An 18,844-nucleotide genomic window follows, 5' to 3' on the forward strand; every position below is an offset into this window, starting at 1 on the left:
CTCCTTAGAGTTCGGCCTTCAGCTCAAGTACCAAGTCGCGCAATTCCGCCGCGCGTTCGAACATGAGGTTGCGGGCCGCTTCTTTCATTTCTTCTTCCATACGTGCAATCACCGTTAGGCGGTCTTTCTTAGGCATCTTCTTGAATTCTTCGTGTGGCAGGTAATCCGCTTTTTCTTCTGCCACCTTGGTCGCTTCAATCACGTCGCGAACAGCCTTCTTCACCGTTTGCGGCGTAATGCCATGCTCTTCATTGTACGCCTCCTGGATGGAACGTCTGCGCTCTGTCTCCCGGATAGCGGCGGTCATCGAGTCCGTCATTTTGTCCGCGTACATGATCACGCGTCCTTCCGCGTTTCGCGCAGCACGGCCAATCGTCTGAATCAGGGAACGTTCGTTGCGCAGGAAGCCTTCCTTGTCAGCATCGAGAATCGCCACCAAGGATACCTCGGGGAGGTCCAAACCTTCCCGCAGCAGATTGATCCCGACCAGAACATCGAATTCACCCAAGCGCAGCGAACGTAAAATCTGCATCCGTTCGATCGTTTTAATATCGGAGTGGAGGTAGCGTACCTTGATCCCCACTTCTTTCAAGTAGTCCGTCAAGTCCTCCGACATCTTTTTCGTAAGAGTCGTCACCAGTACGCGCTCGTCTTTGGCAATCGTCGCCTGAATCTCTCCGATGAGGTCGTCAATCTGGCCTTTGATCGGACGCACCGAGATCGTTGGGTCGACCAGACCGGTCGGCCGAATCACTTGCTGTACAAATTCCGAGCAATGCTCCATTTCATACGGACCAGGTGTAGCGGAAATGTAAACGGCCTGCTTGATCTTGGCTTCGAACTCCGCAAAGGTGAGCGGTCGGTTGTCCTTGGCGGAAGGCAGACGAAAGCCGTGCTCGACCAGCACTTCTTTGCGCGCACGGTCTCCGTTGTACATCGCCCTAACCTGCGGCAAGGTCATGTGAGACTCATCCATCATGAGGAGGAAATCATCCGGAAAATAATCAATGAGGGTATACGGCGCATGCCCCTCCGGTAAGCCCGTCAAATGGCGGGAGTAGTTTTCGATCCCAGAGCAGAAGCCCATCTCGAGCATCATTTCCACGTCGTAGCGCGTGCGCTGCTCCAGCCGCTGGGCTTCGAGGAGCTTTCCTGCTTCGCGCAGCTCGGCCAAACGCTTTTCCAGCTCCGCCTCGATGCTCTGTACAGCGAGCTTCATTTTTTCTTCCCGCGTCACATAGTGGGACGCTGGAAAAATCGCGACATGATCACGCTGGCCCAGGATCTCTCCGGTCAGTACATCGATGGCTGTGATCCGCTCGATTTCATCTCCGAAAAACTCTACGCGAATGGCCTGCTCGCTCTGTGAGGCCGGGAATATCTCAACGACGTCTCCGCGAACCCGAAATGTACCGCGGATGAAATTGATGTCATTGCGGTTGTATTGGATGTCGACCAGTCGATGCAGGATCTCGTCACGGCCCTTTTCCATTCCGACGCGCAAGGACAAGAGCAGCTCCCGATATTCCTCAGGAGAACCCAAGCCGTAAATGCACGAAACAGAAGCGACAATGATGACATCCCGACGCTCGAACAAAGCGCTGGTCGCCGAGTGGCGCAGCTTGTCGATCTCGTCGTTGATGCTGGAGTCTTTTTCAATAAACGTATCCGATTGGGGAATGTATGCTTCTGGCTGATAGTAATCGTAGTAGCTGACGAAATATTCAACGGCATTGTTCGGAAAAAACTCCTTGAACTCTGCACACAACTGTGCCGCCAGCGTCTTGTTATGCGCCATGACCAACGTCGGCTTGTTCACCTGAGCAATCACCTGGGCTGCCGTAAAGGTCTTTCCCGTACCTGTCGCACCCAAGAGGGTCTGGTGCCTCTTGCCTGCCTGAATACCAGCCACCAGTTCAGCTATGGCAGTCGGCTGGTCACCGGACGGCTGATACTCCGATACCAATTCAAAACGCTCCATTCCCTCGTTCATCTCCTCATTACAAAAAGGTTATCTATTTCCATTATAACACAATACGTACAAAAATAAGCCGAAATTCGAACAAATGTTTGTCTTTACCCGTCGCACCCTTTTTCCGATACTGATAGTGGAAGAACATGCCCGCACGGAAAGACCCGTACAGGAAGGGAGTCTCGACATGTCTGATAACACTACGGTAAGCAATAGCTCAATGGTGCCTTCCCACCTCAGTTATAAAGGAAAAAAGGAATTTTCCACGGAGCTCGATAACAATGCGTTCATGAAGCTTCTGCTGGAGCAGCTGAAAAACCAGGATCCCATGTCTCCAATGGATAACTCACAGTTTATTCAACAGACGAGCATGATGACCATGGTGGAAAAAATGACACGGATGGCAAGCTTGATGGAACAATCCAACAACAGCATGCTCACCTTGGAAAAATACGAGTCTCTGGTCGGTAGAACGGCTACCTATGAACTGACCACCGCTGATGAAATTACCGGTGATACCTCGACAGAAACCAAAGAAGGCGTCATCCAAGCTGTCTATATGGACAATGGCAAGATCTACTTCCGTCTCGAGAACGAATCGAACCCGATCCCGCTGGCAGACATTAAGGGGCTGGAGTCGCAGGGCATGACCGGAAATGCACTGGACAGCAGCCTGAAATACATGGATATGATCGGCAATACCATCTCCTATAAAGCGACCACGCAGGTCGACAAAGATGGAAACCCGGCTACAACAGACGATGTCACTACCGTCGACGAAGTCAAAAATGCCGTGATCACAGGCTTTAGCATGAAGGATGGCACGGCCCTATTCACGCTGGACAACGGCAATACTGTGAAGCTGGATGAGATCGTGGGGATGAGCGTCAAGCCGGATAACCAGGCAATGAGCAATTCCCTGCAGTACGCCCAGATGATTGGTTACACCATTACTTACAATGATCCTCAAACCAACACTGACGGAAGCACTTCTACAAACAGCCTAAATGGTGTGATCCAAGCCGTCAGCATGAAAAACGGACTGGTCGAATTCGTGCTGGAGGATGGAAAGAAAGTGTCCCTCAGTCAAATTACCGGCTACGAAGCGAAAGCCGTTTAAACCAAACAAAATCCGCCCTCTTCCCTCAGGATGAGCGCGGATTTTTTGTACTCTATTCTTTTACGATGACCTGCCCTGTCACTGCATCCAGATGAACAGTGAGATCAACCTTGCTCTCTACCCCACAGAAGCAATGCGCTCTCGTCTGGCGGAAAGAAAGGTCGTATCCCAGCTTCCACGAAATGGCCCCTGACTGCAAATCCGTCTGGTGAATATACGTGAGCTCCAGCGGGTACGCCTTCAGCAAGCGTTCGACGGCCCCTTGCTCCATCAGTGCCTTTGTTTGGGCAGGGGCGATGATTTCTGTTGGCCTGTTCATTTGAATCTGAATCACTTTTCCCGTAGCGGAATCCACGCGCAGCGAATACATGCCATCCTCTACAATCTGGTCGGCTTGATAGACGGGGAGTCCATTGATCATCAGATCGGCGGTGATCAGCGTGGATTGGTCATTCCCCACATCTCGCACACGTACCTGGCTGGTTCCTGTAGGCAGGAGGCGTTTCAGTGTCGCTTCCGCTGCGCTCCAGTCCCTTGCTTTATCTGTCTTCGCGCTGACACTGGTGCCATCGCTCATCTCGAGTCGAAGCAGCTGGCCCGTTGTAGCGTCTGTCTCCACGAGAACATGCAGGCGTTCATTCGCTTTTACACCCGCAGGGATTTGCCCCATTTGAAACCTCTTGTCCTGATCGGCCGTTCCCTCTGCAAAATGTCCCCAAATATACAGGCGCCGCTCCTGCCCATCGCCGTATGCTTCCGTGTAGGTTGCCAGCGGCAGCTTCTCAGGCTCCACGCGCAGCAGTTTCCGCACGATGTCTTTCGCTTGCGCCTCTGACTGAGCCACCCACTTTTCTCCTGTTCCGTTCACCGCAATCGTTTTCGCAGGCTGCAGCTGAGCAGGAGACGGATTGCCCAATCGTTTACCCGTAAAGGCATCCAGCGCACTGCCCGTATGCGACTGTGTGATGACGCCATCTTTGACTACGTAGGCCAGTTTGGCTTGAACTGGGTTGCCCAAGCTGTATTGGCTAGGGAGTAAATAAATGAGCTCCAATGGATGGCTTTCCTTGTACTTTTCCACGGCTTGCTGAGCGGATATGACACGATTGGCGGAAGGGAGAGCGCTCAAGCTTATTTTTTCATAAAGCCTGCCATCAAACATTCGAAAAGAAATGATTCTGCCTGCAGCATCGAAGGAAACGAAAGCGTCATAGGCGTCATCTAAGACCACGTTGTTTACGGTCCTCACCAGTCGAACTGTCGTGAGCGAGGACTCTCGTGTAATTTCTTTTGGCTGGTATGCGCTCCCACCTGCTTGCAAGCCTGCTACAAATGCGGATGCCTTGGTTCTGGCCTGCTCATCAGTCATGGCGACGGGCTTTTGTGCTGCTTTCGGCTGCAGATTCAGATTCAGCAACTTCCCTGTCGTTGGATCAAATATAGCTCGATCCGTGGACGTTTCTTTATCTGCTGCCGTTGCTGCAAATATGACTTGAACACCGCTTACTCCAGGCCCATCGACATCTCCACCGAATGACACAATGCGTTGGGATAATTCCGGAATCAGCCGTACAAGCTGCTGGACGCCTTTGGCCACTTCAACTGGAACAGGTACAGCTGCAGCTGCAGCAGCTGCAAGCGTACTTGGCGCGAGATTTTCTGCTTTTGCATAAGGTGTCGGCATCATCGGTGAAGTATAAAGACTGACAGCCGCTAGCGCACTGGTAAGTACACACAGGGCAGGTTTACGAAGCATTCCCACGGTCAACATTCACTCCCTCTTTTTTCCTCTAAGGTTGAGACGCACGATCGCGGTTTTTGTTTCTGAATAAACGTGCTATTCCGCAAAAAAAATTCTATTGAAGATTTCATGCATTCAGGTTCTACTCGTTTAGTCCTTACGGGAGTGAATCTATCTGACTCCTTACGATATTTTGAGTGACTTCATTGCCATACACTCCTGGAGTCAGAACGTTCTCATCTATCCAATAAGAAATCAGTACACTGGAACGATCCTGAAGGTATATTCTAATGAAATACTTTTCTCCGCTAAGACCACCCCTTGATTTATATACTTGTTGAAATCCAACGTATTTTAGTTTGAGTAGCTCCTCCATGAACTGTTTTGAAGCGTCATCTGTAAAATCCTTTATGATCGGATTCTCTTCATCAGTTTCCAAAGTAACTTTAAAAACTTTTCCTTTGATATCAAATAAGTCTCCGAGCGAATACGCATCTGGATTATGCCTTACTTCATACAAATCATCGCCTACAAGTAATCTGAATTTCTCGGAATAACCCTTTACACGATAAATAGGAGTGCCTATTGGTGCGAGCGTTGCATCTCCGTTCTTCATTTGGTACCCTGGGCAAACCATTCCTGCCATCGTAAATCTTACTTCCCCCACTTTAAGATCGCGGATTAATCCGTTCGTTTCTGAATGATAGCTTTTTCCGTACTCTAGGCTGTCCCACATGATAAAGCCATCGTACTCAGACAATTTGTTCACGCAGTTCCCGTTTTTATCTGAATCTTGTTTTATTTGCGTCTGGATATTTCCCAAAAGTAATGAGAAACACACCAGGACAACCGCTATCTTCAAAGGAATCACTCTCACTCCCTTTCCGATTAACCAAATTTTACCACGTTACGTTAGTTCCCAGGAAGTTCCCAGTACACAAAAGCGGGAGCGACGTAATCGTCACTCCCGCTTTTTCCTCTATGCACCTATATGCAGCTTTTCCAGCCTCTGCTTGATCAGCTCTACAACACTTGCGCGCTTTAGATCTACGTAAACACTCGTGCGGGCATCCGGCACGACGATGATGCCCAGCTGATGGTGATTGCCAGCATAAACGGCGCACTGCACAAATTTCAGCTCGCCATCATGCGTCAGAACCTCCATTTTGCAGAAGGCCGAATTCGCCTGCAGGGCCGGGTAGAGATCTTCCTTATTGCGAACGTTGATCCCATTCACTTTTACGATAATCTCCCCAGGTACGATACCAATCTCATCTGCAGGTGTATCAGGGATGACTCCCATGACCTTGATCCCTCGCGAAGACTGGATAAAGTACGGGGTGCGCTTTCTCTCCTGCACCTGACTGATGTAGAACAACGTTTCATGCCCCACAATGGCAAACAAGGCAGCCAAGAGCATCAAAGGAGGCAACCAGATGGCAAGTGCGGAGAGCCCTAGTAAAATAACGGAGTAAAGAGCTAGCTGCTTTGCGATTTGTGAAGACTTCTGTCTGGGCGTCATGGATTGCGTCATATCGGAAAACCCAGTCACTGTCGGCAAAAGCATCAAGCCAAACGTGGACGCTTCCGGCCAAAATAGCGGCCAGCCTGGAAAGATCGATCCGCTTATCGCTCCGTTATCCATTTGAACAAACATGACCAGCGGAGTCAGCCAAAAGGAATGCAGCAGGTACGCGCCGACAATTCGACCGCGCTTCCCTTCTATGAAGAGTGGCGAGGCATCCCGACCGCCATTCCAACGAACGAGCATGGCTTCCATCAAGTGCATGATCGCGACCAATGCCAGAAGAGGAAGCGGTTTTGCCTGTCCAAGCATCTCCCACAAGGGGCCAATTACCGGTACCGTATTTCCAACATGGATGATTTGCGCAATGCCGTTTAAAAGCGTCAGCAAGCCTGCCGCATACGCGAAGCAGAGAAAACGTAAACGGATCAGCGCCATCACGATCGCCAATCCCCATAGCAACCACAAATCCTGAACCTGCACGACGACTCCAAGAGCGCCCGCAAGCACGGAAATCAACAAGCCCGCCGTGATTCCCATCCCTACCGAACGGATCGTCTGGAGCATAGGCGATTGAATACGTACTGCGAACAGTTGTCTTTCCAGATTCATCTGCCGTCGATAGTGCAGATAAATAAATATCAGGAACAAATAAAGAATCGGATTGAGAAAAATGGCAGCCAATCCGTACACAATGGAGAGCATGTCTGCCTGTATCGCCAATTGTCTCACCACCTCAAAAGGAAAAAGAAAAACCACGGCATGTGATTTACCGTGGTTAACCATTTCTACGAATGTCAGGGAATTCCCTGCCTCAAAGGGTTGGATTATTTTGGCTGACTGACGACCTCCAGCGCTTTTTGCAGCTGCAAATCGTTTTCTGGTTTGCGCATGGTCTCACGCAAGCTGTCTTCCAGCTGTGTGCGAGTTGCTGCATCCACTTTTCCCGTCGCCGGCAGCTTGTGCGCGGTCTGGAACTGCTTGACCGCCTGCTCTGTTTTCTCGTCGAAGTATCCATCATCCCGACCCGGAGACAAATTCAATCCTGTGAGAATCAGCTGCAGGTTTTTCACATCATTTCCTGCCATGTCGCGAGCCAGGTCCTTGTCTGCTGGAAGCTGAGTGGCGTTGAAGTAAGCAGGCTGCGTGACCTTGAAGTCAGGCTCGATTCCTTTTTTGTGAATCCAATCTCCCTTCGGTGTCAGCCACTTCGCGATCGTAAGCTTCAGCTGGCTCTTGTCCGTCATTTCCATGGTGCTTTGGACAGTACCTTTCCCGAAGCTCTTCTCACCGACCAGCTTGTAATTGCCGCTATCGCGCAGAGCACCTGCCAAAATCTCAGAAGCGCTGGCGCTGCCACCGTTGATCAGAAGCGAGATCGGATATGGCTTCGCTGCGTCGGTCGTCGAGCGATACTCTTCTTTTTGTTGGCCGTGTGCTCCGTATTCGATTTGGACGATCAAGCCCTTTTTCGGAACGAGCACTTCTCCGATTTCTTTCACTGCAAGCAAATAACCGCCCGGGTTTCCACGCACGTCGATGACCAAACCACCGATGCCCTGTTTCTCCAGGCTCGCCAATTGCTCTTTGAAATGCTTCGCAGTATCTGTAGAGAATTGGGTGATGGCGATCACACCAACTTTTACGCCGTTCTTGTCAATGATTTGACTGTTGACCGTTTCGATCGGAATATCGTCCCGTACGCAGACAATGTTCAACGGTTCTGCCACGCCTGCACGCACGACTTTCAGGACAGCCTTCGTCCCTTTAGGTCCACGAATTTTGGTCACGGCCTCATGCAAGTCCAGCCCTTCCAACGATTCACCGTTTACACTGATGATCTGGTCGTTGGGACGCAGCCCGGCACGCTCCGCTGGCGAGTCCTTGAACGGAGATACCACCGTTACTCTGCCGTTTTGCAGCGTCACTTCTGTCCCAATCCCTTGGAACGTCGAATGCAGGGTCGATGTAAACTCTTCCGCCGACTGTGGGTCCATGTAGTCACTGTACGGATCCTCCAGAGAGCCCACCATGCCGCCGATCGCACCCTCTACCAGCTGGTCCGTGGTGACATTCTGGATGTAGTCCTTCTTGATCGCAGAGTATGCCTCATACAGCTTTTTAAACTCCTGCGGATACTCTGTACTGCTAGGTAATAGGGTGCTGCTTGATGCTGTGAGCGACCCACTTTGACTCGCGTTGGCATTTGCCGATGTTTTCATCATCGACATGGTCAAAAAGCTGCTGGCCACCATCGAGACGAGCACAAGCGCAAATACGGTACGTCCCTTCCATTTCACTTCGCGTCACCATCCTTTGTGCTACCGGCAAAAAGATATGCTGCTAGTGTATGCCATTTCCGCTAGCGATATTTGCGAGACCGGATCTTCTCTTACTTGAGATACGGCATCGGATTGACAGCAACGTCGTTCTTATAGACCGTAAAGTGTACGTGGTTACCAGTTGAACGACCAGTAGAACCGACCTCAGCAATCTTTTGCCCTCTCTCTACTGATTGTCCCACAGAAACCTTAATTCCGCCCTCCCTAATGTGCCCATAGAGAGTGGTAATTTCTGAGTTGTGCTTGATCATGACCGTATTTCCGAAGCCATTGGAATAGCCTGCAAAGATAACTACCCCTGCTGCTGCAGCCATAATCGTGGTACCTTTTGGCGCTGCCATATCAACACCATTATGCCCAGCTGAGCGCCCTGTAAACGGGTCGGAACGCATCCCGAAGCCGGAGCTGAAGCGGAAACTGCCGTCCGCGACTGGCAGACCGAGCTTTCCGCCCTTATACCCACTGGAGCTTGTACTCATTGCACGGACACGTTCTGCGTATTTGGCCGATTCCTGCTTGGTCAAAGCGAGCAGCTGCTGTCCGTACTGCTCCAGATCTTCTTCCAGCGCATCTTCTTTTTTCTTCAATTCCGCTTTGACCACGAGGCTCTGTTTGTACTGCTTGTCCAATTCGGCTTTGAGGCTTTCCGCCTGATCAAACATGTCTACATACACTGTCAGCTGATGGTCAATTTCTTGCTTTTTCGTTTCGATCGTCTGTTTATCACGTATGTTGTCTTCCAGAATTCGTGTGTCTTGCTCCAGAATCATCTGCAGGCCTTCCATTCGGGTGAGAAAATCCCCGAAATCAGAAGAACCGAGCAGTACGTCGAGATAGGATACATTTCCGCGTTCATACATGGACTTCACACGTGTTTTCAAAAGGGTTTCCCGCTTGGCGACGCGATCCTTTGCTTCATCGAGCTTGTCCTGCGCCTCGGCTGCCTTTTCCTTTGTTTCATCCATTTGCGTCTCGAGCTTGTCCAGCTTTTTCTGCGTCTCGTTTCGACGCAAATCGATCTGCATCAGCTCGGTTTGCAGGTCTTTCTGCTCTTTTTGCACGGCGCTGATCTTCTGTTCGACCTGTTTCACCTGCTGTTTTTGACTCTCTTTCTTGGCTTGAATCTCTTTGAGTTCCCGATTGATTTTATCCAAAGATGCCTTGCTCGCTGCCCAGCTCACATTTGTCGGGATTGCAGATCCGGTTACCAGACCGGTTATCAAGAGTGCCAATATAATCTTTTTCCTCATGATACTCCTCCCACATTTCCTGAATTAAACCCGCAAGAATCGGCGAACCGACACCAAGCTGCCCCAGATGCCAATAAATGCGCCAATCGCAATCAGAGCAAGTGCCACTTCATAAACCAGCGGGAACAGTGGCAACAGTTTGAACAGTTGGGCAGCCTCAAAGCTTGACTGAATCGCATCCAGCAAATAGTAGTAGCCAACCGTCAGCATGGCCGTAGGAATCAAAGCACCCAGAACTCCCATGAGGAGCCCTTCTACAAAGAAAGGCCAGCGAATAAACCAGTTCGTCGCCCCAACCAGCTTCATGATCTCAATCTCGCGGCGACGAGCGACAATCGTCAGCTTGATCGTATTGGCGATCAGGAACATCGCGGTAAACCCAAGCCCGATGATAAAGGCAATCCCGACATTGCGGATCGCTCCCGTCCAGGCGAACAGCTTTTCAACCGTTCCTTCCCCATAATTGAGGTTTTTCACGTACTGCAGCTTTTTGATCTGCGCTGCAACTACGGATGTGTCCTTTGGATCCTTGGTTTTTACGACAAAGGTATCCGGCAAAGGATTGTCCTTTTCCAGTCCTTCAAACAAATAAGCCTTTTCCCCGAGGCTTTCTTTAAATTGCTTCAATCCTTCATCTTTCGGGATAAATGTGACCGACTCCACCTTGTCGATCGTCTTGATGTTCTGCTCGACCTGTGTGACGTTTTCCTTCGTTGCCAAAACATCGAGGAATACACGGATTTCTACCTGTTTTTCCACCGATTGAGCAAAGGAGTTGACGTTCATCGCTAGGACGAGGAAAACTCCCAGAATGAAAAGAGTAATGGTAACGGCACTGATTGAAGCGAACGACATCCAGCCGTTCCGACCGAGGTTTTTTACCCCTTCACGGACATGGCGTCCCAGCGTTCTAATCTTCATAACCGTATTCCCCTCTCTGCTCGTCACGGGCAATTTGTCCCGCTTCAATCGCGATAACGCGCTTTCTCATGGTGTTTACAATTTCTCGGTTATGCGTTGCCATGACGACCGTCGTGCCGCGCTGGTTGATTTCTTCAAACAGCTTCATGATCTCCCACGATGTCTCAGGGTCCAGGTTACCGGTCGGCTCATCGGCAATGATAATCCCAGGGCTGTTGACAAGCGCACGTGCCAGGGCGACGCGCTGCTGCTCCCCACCGGAGAGCTCGTTTGGAAGCATTTTCGCTTTGTGCTTCAGCTTCACCAAGCCCAGCACATCCATCACGCGAGGCTTGATCTGCTTCGGATTGCTCTCGATAACCTCCATGGCAAATGCCACATTTTCAAATACCGTGAGTGTCGGCAACAGTTTGAAATCTTGAAATACGACGCCAATGCTGCGGCGTACCAGCGGAATCTGTCTTTCCTTGATCCGGCTTACGTTGAAGCCGCCCAGAAAAATCTGGCCTTTTGAAGGCTTTTCTTCGCGGTACATCAATTTGATAAACGTGGATTTCCCTGCACCACTGGGACCCACGACATACACGAATTCACCTTTTTCAATGCGAATGTTTACACCCTTGAGCGCATTTGTGCCATTGGGGTACGTTTTCCATACGTCAAACATCTCGATCATGCCCATCACATCCTACAATGTCAGATCCATCTATCTCTTGATCTTTTAAATTTCGACGAAAACCCAAACCTTCTGCCATCCACTGCCGCTCTATCCTGCGTATCGACAAAAACAGCGGAAATTTCCATCGTACCTATTATACCACCCTGTTTCGTGTATGGTATCCACTAAATCTCTCATTTCTTGTCGAAACCGTTTTAATTCGCACATCGCAGCCTAGCCTGCTTTCCGATCCGTGGGATACAATAAAAGAAGTTTGATTTAGAAAGGAGCCATGCACGATGAACAACTTTGTTTATCACAATCCAACAGAGCTTATTTTCGGGAAGGGTCAGCTTTCCCTCTTGCAAGAAAAGGCCAAACAGCTTGGGTCCACTGTCCTGATTGTTTACGGTGGCGGAAGCATCAAGCGCTCCGGTTTATATGACAAAACCGTTTCCCTGTTGCAGGATGCGGGTTGTCGCGTGCTTGAACTGCCTGGTGTAGAGCCAAATCCTCGACTGAGTACGGTAAAGAAAGGAATCGAGATTTGCCGTCAAGAAGGCGTTGACTGGATTCTCGCAGTAGGCGGCGGAAGCGTCATTGACGCAGCCAAAGCAGTAGCAGTGGGTGTTCCCTATGAGGGAGATGTGTGGGACTTCTACTCGCGAGTTGCACAGCCACAGGCAGCTTTGCCGCTGGGAACGGTGCTGACTCTCGCAGCTACCGGCTCTGAAATGAACCGCGGCAGCGTAGTGACCAACTGGGAGACGCAAGAAAAGCACGGAGGCACGACCACCTTCCCGACGTTCTCCATTCTCGATCCGGAAAATACATTCACGGTTCCCCGCGATCAGACGATTTACGGAATCAGCGATATCATGTCACATGTGTTTGAACAATACTTTAGTCATACACCGGAAATTCCTTTGCAGACACGCTTTGCCGAATCGATCCTGAAAACCGTGATTGAAAATGCAGAGCGTGTACTGGAAAACCCAGAGGACTACGACGCGCGTGCCAACATCCTGTATTGCGGGACAATGGCCCTGAACGGAACCCTGCCTGTTGGTGTTGAGACGGATTGGGCGACCCATTCTATCGAGCATGCCGTCAGTGCTATTTACGACATCCCGCATGGCGGCGGACTGGCGATCATCTTCCCGAATTGGATGCGCTACGTTTATCGTGAAAATGTGGCCCGCTTCACTCGCTTTGCCGTTGAAGTATGGAATGTCGATCCAACCGGAAAATCAGATGAGGAAGTCGCTCTCGAAGGAATTGCTGCCGTAGAAGCCTTCTTCGCACGTATCGGCGCTCCTACTCGCCTCGCTGACTACCAAATCGGCGACGACAAGCTGCAAGTGATGGCGGAAAAAGCAACGCCATTTGGTCCAATCGGAAGCTTCAAGAAGCTTACCAGCGAAGATGTGGCGGAAATCCTGCGCATGTCGCTTTAACCACGCGAAAAAAGCCGGACTCCCCATGAGGAGTTCGGCTTTCTTGTTGTTTCTTAATAGGGTCCCCAGTTGATCGCAACACCGATCATGACGAAAACAATCGACAAAACCGTCCATATCGCAGTCAGCGGGAGCATGAACCTCAGCCATTTGCCATAGGAGATTCCGCTGATGGCGAGAATGCTCATCAACACCCCTGAGGTCGGATTGATACAATTGACCACGCCTTCTCCGAGCATCAGCGCTTCTACGGCAACCTGACGCGTGATGTTCATGAGGTCAGACAGCGGCGCGAGGAGCGGCATCAGCATGACGGCTTCCCCTGAGCCTGACGAGATCAGGAAGTGCAAGGCAGCGCTTCCCAGGAACATTCCTACTGCTCCTGCCATCGGCGACAGCGACTCCAAGAGGGTAGCAAGTCCATACACGATGGTATCCAGGAACTTTCCATCCTCCAAAATGACCGTGATCGAGCGGGCCATCCCCACGATCAACGCACCATAAACGAGGCTCATTTTGTTGATCAAGCCTACACCAATCGCAATAAAGATAAAGATTCCGGCCATTTCGTTGACGTCCCATTTGAACAAAATGGTACATGCAATAAAGGCAATTAACACAATCCCAGTGAATGCCAGCGTCAGCTTGTGGCGCAGGGTAAAGAGAATGTTGCTATCCAGATCTCCTGCAGCTGAACCGCTATCGGACGGGAAAGGAGTGATGCTCCCTTTCGGCACATGAAAAAGCGGACAGGCTCATCGCCCATCCGCTTTTTTCTTTTACAAAGCGCGCTGCACCGGTGCACCGATGTCAATCAACGCCTCGATCATAACCTTTTGGCTGTTGGTGTCCACCCATGCATGGGTATCAACCAGCTTGCTGCGATACCATTCGATCTGTTGTTCCACTTGATTGCGAGCCGTACCACCCAAGACATTGCGCGCGTTGACAACCGTCTCAACCGCAAGCGCCTCGTATACGTCTTCGCCGATCACTTCGGAAAAGCTTTGGAACTCTTCCACAGACAGATCCAGCAAATACTTTTGCTGCTCAATGCAGTACAGAACTGCTCTGCCTACGACTTCATGCGCTTGACGGAAAGGCATATCCTTGCGTACGAGGTAGTCTGCCAAGTCTGTGGCGTTCGAGAAGTCATTGGTCACTGCCTGACGCATACGCTCGGTTCTCACCTGCATGGTTTGAATCATAGGCGTCAGGAGAGCAAGTGCACCGTGGATTGTAGTAACGGTATCAAACATGCCTTCCTTGTCTTCCTGCATATCTTTGTTGTACGCCATCGGCAAGCCTTTGAGAACGGTCAACAGACCAACGAGATTGCCGTACACGCGACCTGTTTTTCCGCGTACCAGCTCCGCAACATCCGGGTTTTTCTTTTGCGGCATGATGCTGGAGCCTGTGCAGAAGGCATCATCCAGCTCTACAAAGGAAAACTCCTGGCTGCTCCAGATCACGAGCTCTTCGCACAAACGAGAGAGATGCGCCATCAAGAGAGAAGCGTCTGCCAAAAACTCTACGATGAAATCGCGATCGCTGACTGCGTCCATGCTATTTTGATAGATATTGTCAAATTGCAGCAGCTCTGCTACAAAGGCGCGGTCGATCGGGAATGTAGTCCCAGCCAATGCACCTGCTCCGAGTGGCAGCACATTTACCCGCTTCCAGGTCTCTGTCATCCGCTCGATATCACGTTGCAGCATGGATACGTACGCCATCAGATGGTAGCCGAAGAGAACCGGTTGCGCACGCTGCAGATGAGTGTATCCTGGCATTACGGTGTCCAGATGCTGGTTCGCCTGCTCGATCATCGCTTCCTGCAGATACATTGCCAGCTGGATAATCTCCATCAGCTTTTCCCGGAGGAACAGGTGCATATCGAGTGCAACCTGGTCGTTGCGGCTGCGGCCGGTGTGGAGTTTCCCCCCCACCGGACCGATTTCCTCAATCAGCATCTTTTCGATATTCATATGAACATCTTCATGAGCAACGAGGAACGGGGCTTGCCCATGCTCGATCTTTTCTTTTACTTTTTTCAGACCAGCAATGATTTGTCGTACTTCCTCCATCGGCAGGATACCGCACTTCCCCAGCATAGCGACATGTGCTAGGCTACCGACGATGTCCTGACGCCACATCTTCTGGTCGAAAGAGATAGAAGCAGTATACTCTTCTACGAGCTGATTCGTCGGCTTCGTGAAGCGTCCTCCCCAGAGTTTCATTGCTTGATCGCATCCTTTTCGTCCAAGATCTTGATGTCTGTATTCATGTTCTCATGCAAGACACCTTCGTTTACTTGTGCGTATACCTTGGTTGGCAGACCCCACAGCTTGATGAAGCCGAGCGCTGCTTTGTGGTCAAATTGGTCACCTGCATTGTAGGTAGCCAGCTCATGGCTGTACAGCGAGGAAGCGGATTTGCGGCCCACTACGATCGCATGACCTTTGTGCAGTTTCACACGTACGATACCTGTTACGTGTTTTTGTGTTTCTTCGATGAACGCTTGAACTGCATTGCGGATTGGCGAGTACCAGAGACCCTCGTAGATCACCTGTGCCAGCTTTTGCTCCACGATTGGTTTGAACGATGCTACCTCGCGAGGCTGAGTCAGGAACTCGAGCTCACGGTGAGCCAGGATCAATGTAGTTGCTGCAGGTGTTTCGTATACTTCACGGGATTTGATACCGACCAAGCGGTTTTCTACGTGGTCGATACGGCCCACACCGTGGTTGCCAGCGATTTTGTTCAGCTTCAAAATCAGCTCGGACAATGGCAGCTCTTCACCGTTCAGTGCAGTTGGCTTCCCTTGTACGAAAGTGATTTCGATTTCCTCTGCTTCGTCTGGTGCATCTGCAATGGATTTTGTCAGATCATACGCACCTTCTGGAGGAGCAGCCCATGGATCTTCCAGTACGCCGCACTCGCAGCTTCTGCCCCACAGGTTTTGGTCGATGCTGTATGGATTATCCAGATCGATCGGGATTGGAATATTGTTCTTTTTCGCATATTCGATTTCTTCGTCGCGAGTCCAGCCCCACTCACGCACGGGAGCTACGATTTTGATATCTGGGTTCAACGCTGTGAAGGATACGTCAAAACGTACTTGGTCGTTTCCTTTCCCTGTGCAGCCGTGAGCAACAGCAACAGCGCCTTCTTTTTCTGCGATCTCTACCAGTACGCGCGAAATCAGGTAACGGGACAGCGCAGACACCAGCGGATATTTTCCTTCGTACATCGCGTTTGCTTTCAATGCAGGCAATACGAACTCTTCTGCAAATGCTTCCTTCGCATCAACGACGATTGATTTCAGCGCACCGACTTGCAGCGCTTTTTTCTGTACGAAATCCAGGTCTTTCCCTTCCCCTACATCCAGTGCTACCGCAATTACATCGAAGTTGTATGTTTCTTGGAGCCATTTAATTGCTACGGATGTATCTAAGCCGCCCGAGTAGGCCAACACAATTTTATCTTTTGCCATCGTTCTCTCTCCCTGTTCCGAAGATTTATTCATGTGAGTAATTATACAAACGAACTAATAAAAATACAACCACTTTTCTTATTTGTCCTCTACTTTTTCCCCGTGCAATTTTAGGAAGACAGAAACAAAGCAGCCGGACCTGTGAGAAAGCTAAGCTGCACCAAGGTTTTGGTGTTGCCATAGCTTCTTGTGTACGGGATAGGAAAATAGCATCCCCGTACAGGATCACTCGTCCGGCTGTTTTATGCTCTATTATTCATGCTTTGTATACGACACCTGCGGGACAAACTCTACACCTTTATGCTTGCGAATCCACTCCAGCTCAGCTAACGCCAGGCGCTCGAAGTTCTCTGCGATATGGATGTCCCCCTCCGCTCTCCACGAGGCGATGATCGGATACATCCGACTGTAAAACCCATTGATATACCATATATCAAACAAGAGATCAGAATGTATAAGACCGTTTTTATGCAATACACCAACCATTTCAAAAAAACCGTAGAGCGTCGTAAACTGCGAGAATTCTTCACCTGTTCGTGGATACTTCTTCCAAAATATTTCGGGTGCTATTTCTTCCTTCTCCCCTAGAACAGCTATAAACCACGCTCTTGCTTTCCTGAGCCGCTCTGATTCATACTGCTCATAAAGCTTTACCATCATATCCGCATCTTGATAGGTAGGAATCATTTCTCTATCACCTCATCGACATTTCCATTCCCTACCAGTATGTCTGCTATTGATTCGTGATGCAAGCGAACAACGCATGCGCTTCCCAAAAACAAAAACAGCTACAGAAAAGGCATCGTTAATGGATCGCCTCCTGTAACTGTTTTTGGCTTTGGGTTTCTTGGCTGATAATGCTCTCCAATTCTTCCCGCGGCAGTCTTTCTACAATCTCGATGAAATGAACTGCCAATATCTCATCAAACTGAGTGCCCGATCCACGCCTGATTTCATTTAGCGCTTCCTCAACAGGCAGGCCTTTTCGATATGGTCGATCAGCAACCATCGCGTCAAACGCATCAGAAATCGCCAATATTTTCGCCATCAACGGAATTTCATCACCGACGAGCCCATCCGGATAGCCCTTACCATCAATTCGTTCATGGTGAGAACGAATCGCCGGAAGCAGCTCCTTGAACATTCCCGCCTGTAAAATGATCTCGTACCCGATGACGGTATGCTGTTTGATTCTGTCGTATTCCTCAGGCGTCAATCTGCCCTTTTTATTCAGAATTTCATCTTCAATACCTATCTTCCCGATATCATGCAAAATGCCGCCTACATATATTTCCTCGACTTTTTCGGATGACATCCCTATTTTCCTGGCGATTTCTCTACCCCAATGGGCGACTCTTTGTGAATGTCCGCTTGTGTAACGATCCCTTGCATCAATAGAGGCAGCCATAGTGGTCAAAAAGCGATGGTTAAACGATTTTGCTTCCTCAACCTTTTGATGAAGCTTTTGAATACTGTCATAATAATGATGAAACACAACACTGATCGTAATAAATGCAGCCATCATAGGAATCAGCGTAAGCGGGCCGTATGACTCAACTAAACGTGCTCCCACTCCAGCCAATATCATAAGCAGTAAATATGTAGAAGTAAAACCTCTTGCCATGTCTTTTATCGTTGTAATCCAATTACTTTTATAAAAATAGGAGATACCCAGCCCACAGAGGGTGAGGTTTACGAACCAGTAAATGACCGCTAATGAAAGATCTGTAATGATTGGAGAAAATGCCTCAAAACTGCCTAGCCAATTCTTCAACTGGTCTACTACCCATATAGTCATCATTAATTGACCAATATTGGCCAAAGCTTTAGATGGGTTAAACCGAATCAAAAACCCAATAATCAGCGCTTCAATAACCGCAGACCATACACCGACCCAAGAACCAAAGAGTAGTATACCTGAAAAAATCACAGCATTATTTAAGGTTAATATCGTATTTGACAATCGAATCGGTGCAAAAGTAGAAAATATGGTGAGGAGAGTATATGTACATAATACTCCCCAGTGATCACGCGGTTCCCATTCAGACAAGGAAGAAGCAAATATAAGTATGGCTGATATTGCAAAACCAAATTGCACAATAATACCTTTTATGAAGATTAGAATATCAGCTTTTTGTCGCATAACTTTTTCCTTCTCGGAGTTGTAATAATGAGATTGGTTTATTCATTAAGCGCTGAATAAGTAAAAATGCCCCTAACATAATAAAAATGTCCCCAATACTAATAACCCGCGGAATAATAGACGGCATATAGATGACATCCGTTAAAAACGGAAGATTGGAAGCCTCCGTCAGTACATTATGCTTAAAATTTGTGCCATTAATAACTCAACTTTCGCACCATA

At 49.5% G+C, this 18,844-nt stretch carries 15 protein-coding genes and 1 pseudogene; 2 read left to right on the forward strand and 14 right to left on the reverse strand.

From position 1 onward, the window contains the following. Positions 1–4: 4 nt before the first annotated feature. The gene (uvrB, locus tag EDM55_RS28480; RefSeq protein WP_092275607.1) at positions 5–1,981 is read right to left on the reverse strand and encodes an excinuclease ABC subunit UvrB; all 1,977 of its coding nucleotides are present in this window, start codon (positions 1,979–1,981) and stop codon (positions 5–7) included. 178 nt (positions 1,982–2,159) lie between these two features. Here uvrB and EDM55_RS28485 point away from each other — a divergent pair, with 178 nt between their 5' ends. Further along, the gene (locus tag EDM55_RS28485) at positions 2,160–3,092 is read left to right on the forward strand and encodes a flagellar hook assembly protein FlgD (RefSeq protein WP_092275604.1); all 933 of its coding nucleotides are present in this window, start codon (positions 2,160–2,162) and stop codon (positions 3,090–3,092) included. Positions 3,093–3,144: 52 nt separating this feature from the next. Here EDM55_RS28485 and EDM55_RS28490 read toward each other — a convergent pair whose 3' ends face one another. From EDM55_RS28490 to ftsE, 7 genes are all read right to left on the reverse strand, one after another. Further along, positions 3,145–4,863: a hypothetical protein gene (locus EDM55_RS28490; RefSeq protein ID WP_122961988.1), complete on the reverse strand. Its 1,719-nt coding sequence runs from the start codon at positions 4,861–4,863 to the stop codon at positions 3,145–3,147. A 127-nt stretch (positions 4,864–4,990) separates the two neighbouring features. After that, the gene (locus EDM55_RS28495) at positions 4,991–5,704 is read right to left on the reverse strand and encodes a hypothetical protein (RefSeq protein WP_122961989.1); all 714 of its coding nucleotides are present in this window, start codon (positions 5,702–5,704) and stop codon (positions 4,991–4,993) included. A gap of 108 nt (positions 5,705–5,812) precedes the next feature. Continuing rightward, the gene (locus EDM55_RS28500; RefSeq protein WP_092275595.1) at positions 5,813–7,081 is read right to left on the reverse strand and encodes a PDZ domain-containing protein; all 1,269 of its coding nucleotides are present in this window, start codon (positions 7,079–7,081) and stop codon (positions 5,813–5,815) included. Positions 7,082–7,185: 104 nt separating this feature from the next. Continuing rightward, positions 7,186–8,658 carry a S41 family peptidase gene (locus EDM55_RS28505; RefSeq protein WP_092275592.1) on the reverse strand — a complete coding sequence of 491 codons (1,473 nt, stop codon included), beginning with the start codon at positions 8,656–8,658 and terminating at the stop codon, positions 7,186–7,188. A gap of 92 nt (positions 8,659–8,750) precedes the next feature. Then, the gene (locus tag EDM55_RS28510) at positions 8,751–9,950 is read right to left on the reverse strand and encodes a murein hydrolase activator EnvC family protein (RefSeq protein ID WP_122961990.1); all 1,200 of its coding nucleotides are present in this window, start codon (positions 9,948–9,950) and stop codon (positions 8,751–8,753) included. A 24-nt stretch (positions 9,951–9,974) separates the two neighbouring features. Then, on the reverse strand, positions 9,975–10,871 hold the full coding sequence (gene ftsX, locus EDM55_RS28515) for a permease-like cell division protein FtsX (RefSeq protein WP_122961991.1): 897 nt from the start codon (positions 10,869–10,871) through the stop codon (positions 9,975–9,977). Continuing rightward, positions 10,861–11,547 carry a cell division ATP-binding protein FtsE gene (gene ftsE, locus EDM55_RS28520; RefSeq protein ID WP_092275583.1) on the reverse strand — a complete coding sequence of 229 codons (687 nt, stop codon included), beginning with the start codon at positions 11,545–11,547 and terminating at the stop codon, positions 10,861–10,863. Before ftsE ends, ftsX begins: the two co-directional genes overlap by 11 nt. 281 nt (positions 11,548–11,828) lie before the next feature. Between ftsE and EDM55_RS28525 the strand changes: the two genes are divergently transcribed. After that, positions 11,829–12,986, forward strand: a complete 1,158-nt coding sequence (locus EDM55_RS28525) for an iron-containing alcohol dehydrogenase (RefSeq protein ID WP_092275580.1) — start codon at positions 11,829–11,831, stop codon at positions 12,984–12,986. A 53-nt stretch (positions 12,987–13,039) separates the two neighbouring features. Here the strand turns inward: EDM55_RS28525 and EDM55_RS28530 are convergent. From EDM55_RS28530 to EDM55_RS28555, 6 genes and pseudogenes are all read right to left on the reverse strand, one after another. Then, a pseudogene (locus EDM55_RS28530) lies at positions 13,040–13,684 on the reverse strand (YfcC family protein); the annotation flags it as partial. Positions 13,685–13,765: 81 nt separating this feature from the next. Next, positions 13,766–15,223 carry an argininosuccinate lyase gene (gene argH, locus EDM55_RS28535; protein WP_122961992.1) on the reverse strand — a complete coding sequence of 486 codons (1,458 nt, stop codon included), beginning with the start codon at positions 15,221–15,223 and terminating at the stop codon, positions 13,766–13,768. Further along, entirely contained in the window at positions 15,220–16,479 is a 1,260-nt protein-coding gene (locus tag EDM55_RS28540; protein ID WP_092275573.1) for an argininosuccinate synthase, read from the reverse strand. Before EDM55_RS28540 ends, argH begins: the two co-directional genes overlap by 4 nt. A gap of 252 nt (positions 16,480–16,731) precedes the next feature. Beyond that, positions 16,732–17,166, reverse strand: a complete 435-nt coding sequence (locus EDM55_RS28545) for a DUF4760 domain-containing protein (protein ID WP_122961993.1) — start codon at positions 17,164–17,166, stop codon at positions 16,732–16,734. Between the two features lie 118 nt (positions 17,167–17,284). Continuing rightward, the gene (locus tag EDM55_RS28550) at positions 17,285–18,622 is read right to left on the reverse strand and encodes an HD-GYP domain-containing protein (RefSeq protein WP_122961994.1); all 1,338 of its coding nucleotides are present in this window, start codon (positions 18,620–18,622) and stop codon (positions 17,285–17,287) included. After that, entirely contained in the window at positions 18,606–18,824 is a 219-nt protein-coding gene (locus tag EDM55_RS28555) for a DUF5317 family protein (RefSeq protein WP_259676115.1), read from the reverse strand. The genes EDM55_RS28550 and EDM55_RS28555 overlap by 17 nt, the downstream gene beginning before the upstream one ends. Between the last annotated feature and the right edge of the window lie 20 nt (positions 18,825–18,844).

Source organism: Brevibacillus centrosporus, assembly GCF_003710815.1.
GTDB lineage: Bacteria > Bacillota > Bacilli > Brevibacillales > Brevibacillaceae > Brevibacillus > Brevibacillus centrosporus.

What these genes read in the sequence shown, in the direction of transcription:
- EDM55_RS28485 (WP_092275604.1), top strand. Translation starts at nt 2,160, where the DNA reads ATGTCTGATAACACTACGGTAAGCAATAGCTCAATGGTGCCTTCCCAC.
- EDM55_RS28510 (WP_122961990.1), bottom strand. Translation starts at nt 9,950, where the DNA reads ATGAGGAAAAAGATTATATTGGCACTCTTGATAACCGGTCTGGTAACC.
- ftsX (WP_122961991.1), bottom strand. Translation starts at nt 10,871, where the DNA reads ATGAAGATTAGAACGCTGGGACGCCATGTCCGTGAAGGGGTAAAAAAC.
- EDM55_RS28545 (WP_122961993.1), bottom strand. Translation starts at nt 17,166, where the DNA reads ATGATTCCTACCTATCAAGATGCGGATATGATGGTAAAGCTTTATGAG.
- EDM55_RS28550 (WP_122961994.1), bottom strand. Translation starts at nt 18,622, where the DNA reads ATGCGACAAAAAGCTGATATTCTAATCTTCATAAAAGGTATTATTGTG.
- EDM55_RS28525 (WP_092275580.1), top strand. Translation starts at nt 11,829, where the DNA reads ATGAACAACTTTGTTTATCACAATCCAACAGAGCTTATTTTCGGGAAG.
- uvrB (WP_092275607.1), bottom strand. Translation starts at nt 1,981, where the DNA reads ATGGAGCGTTTTGAATTGGTATCGGAGTATCAGCCGTCCGGTGACCAG.
- EDM55_RS28540 (WP_092275573.1), bottom strand. Translation starts at nt 16,479, where the DNA reads ATGGCAAAAGATAAAATTGTGTTGGCCTACTCGGGCGGCTTAGATACA.
- EDM55_RS28490 (WP_122961988.1), bottom strand. Translation starts at nt 4,863, where the DNA reads ATGTTGACCGTGGGAATGCTTCGTAAACCTGCCCTGTGTGTACTTACC.
- ftsE (WP_092275583.1), bottom strand. Translation starts at nt 11,547, where the DNA reads ATGATCGAGATGTTTGACGTATGGAAAACGTACCCCAATGGCACAAAT.
- argH (WP_122961992.1), bottom strand. Translation starts at nt 15,223, where the DNA reads ATGAAACTCTGGGGAGGACGCTTCACGAAGCCGACGAATCAGCTCGTA.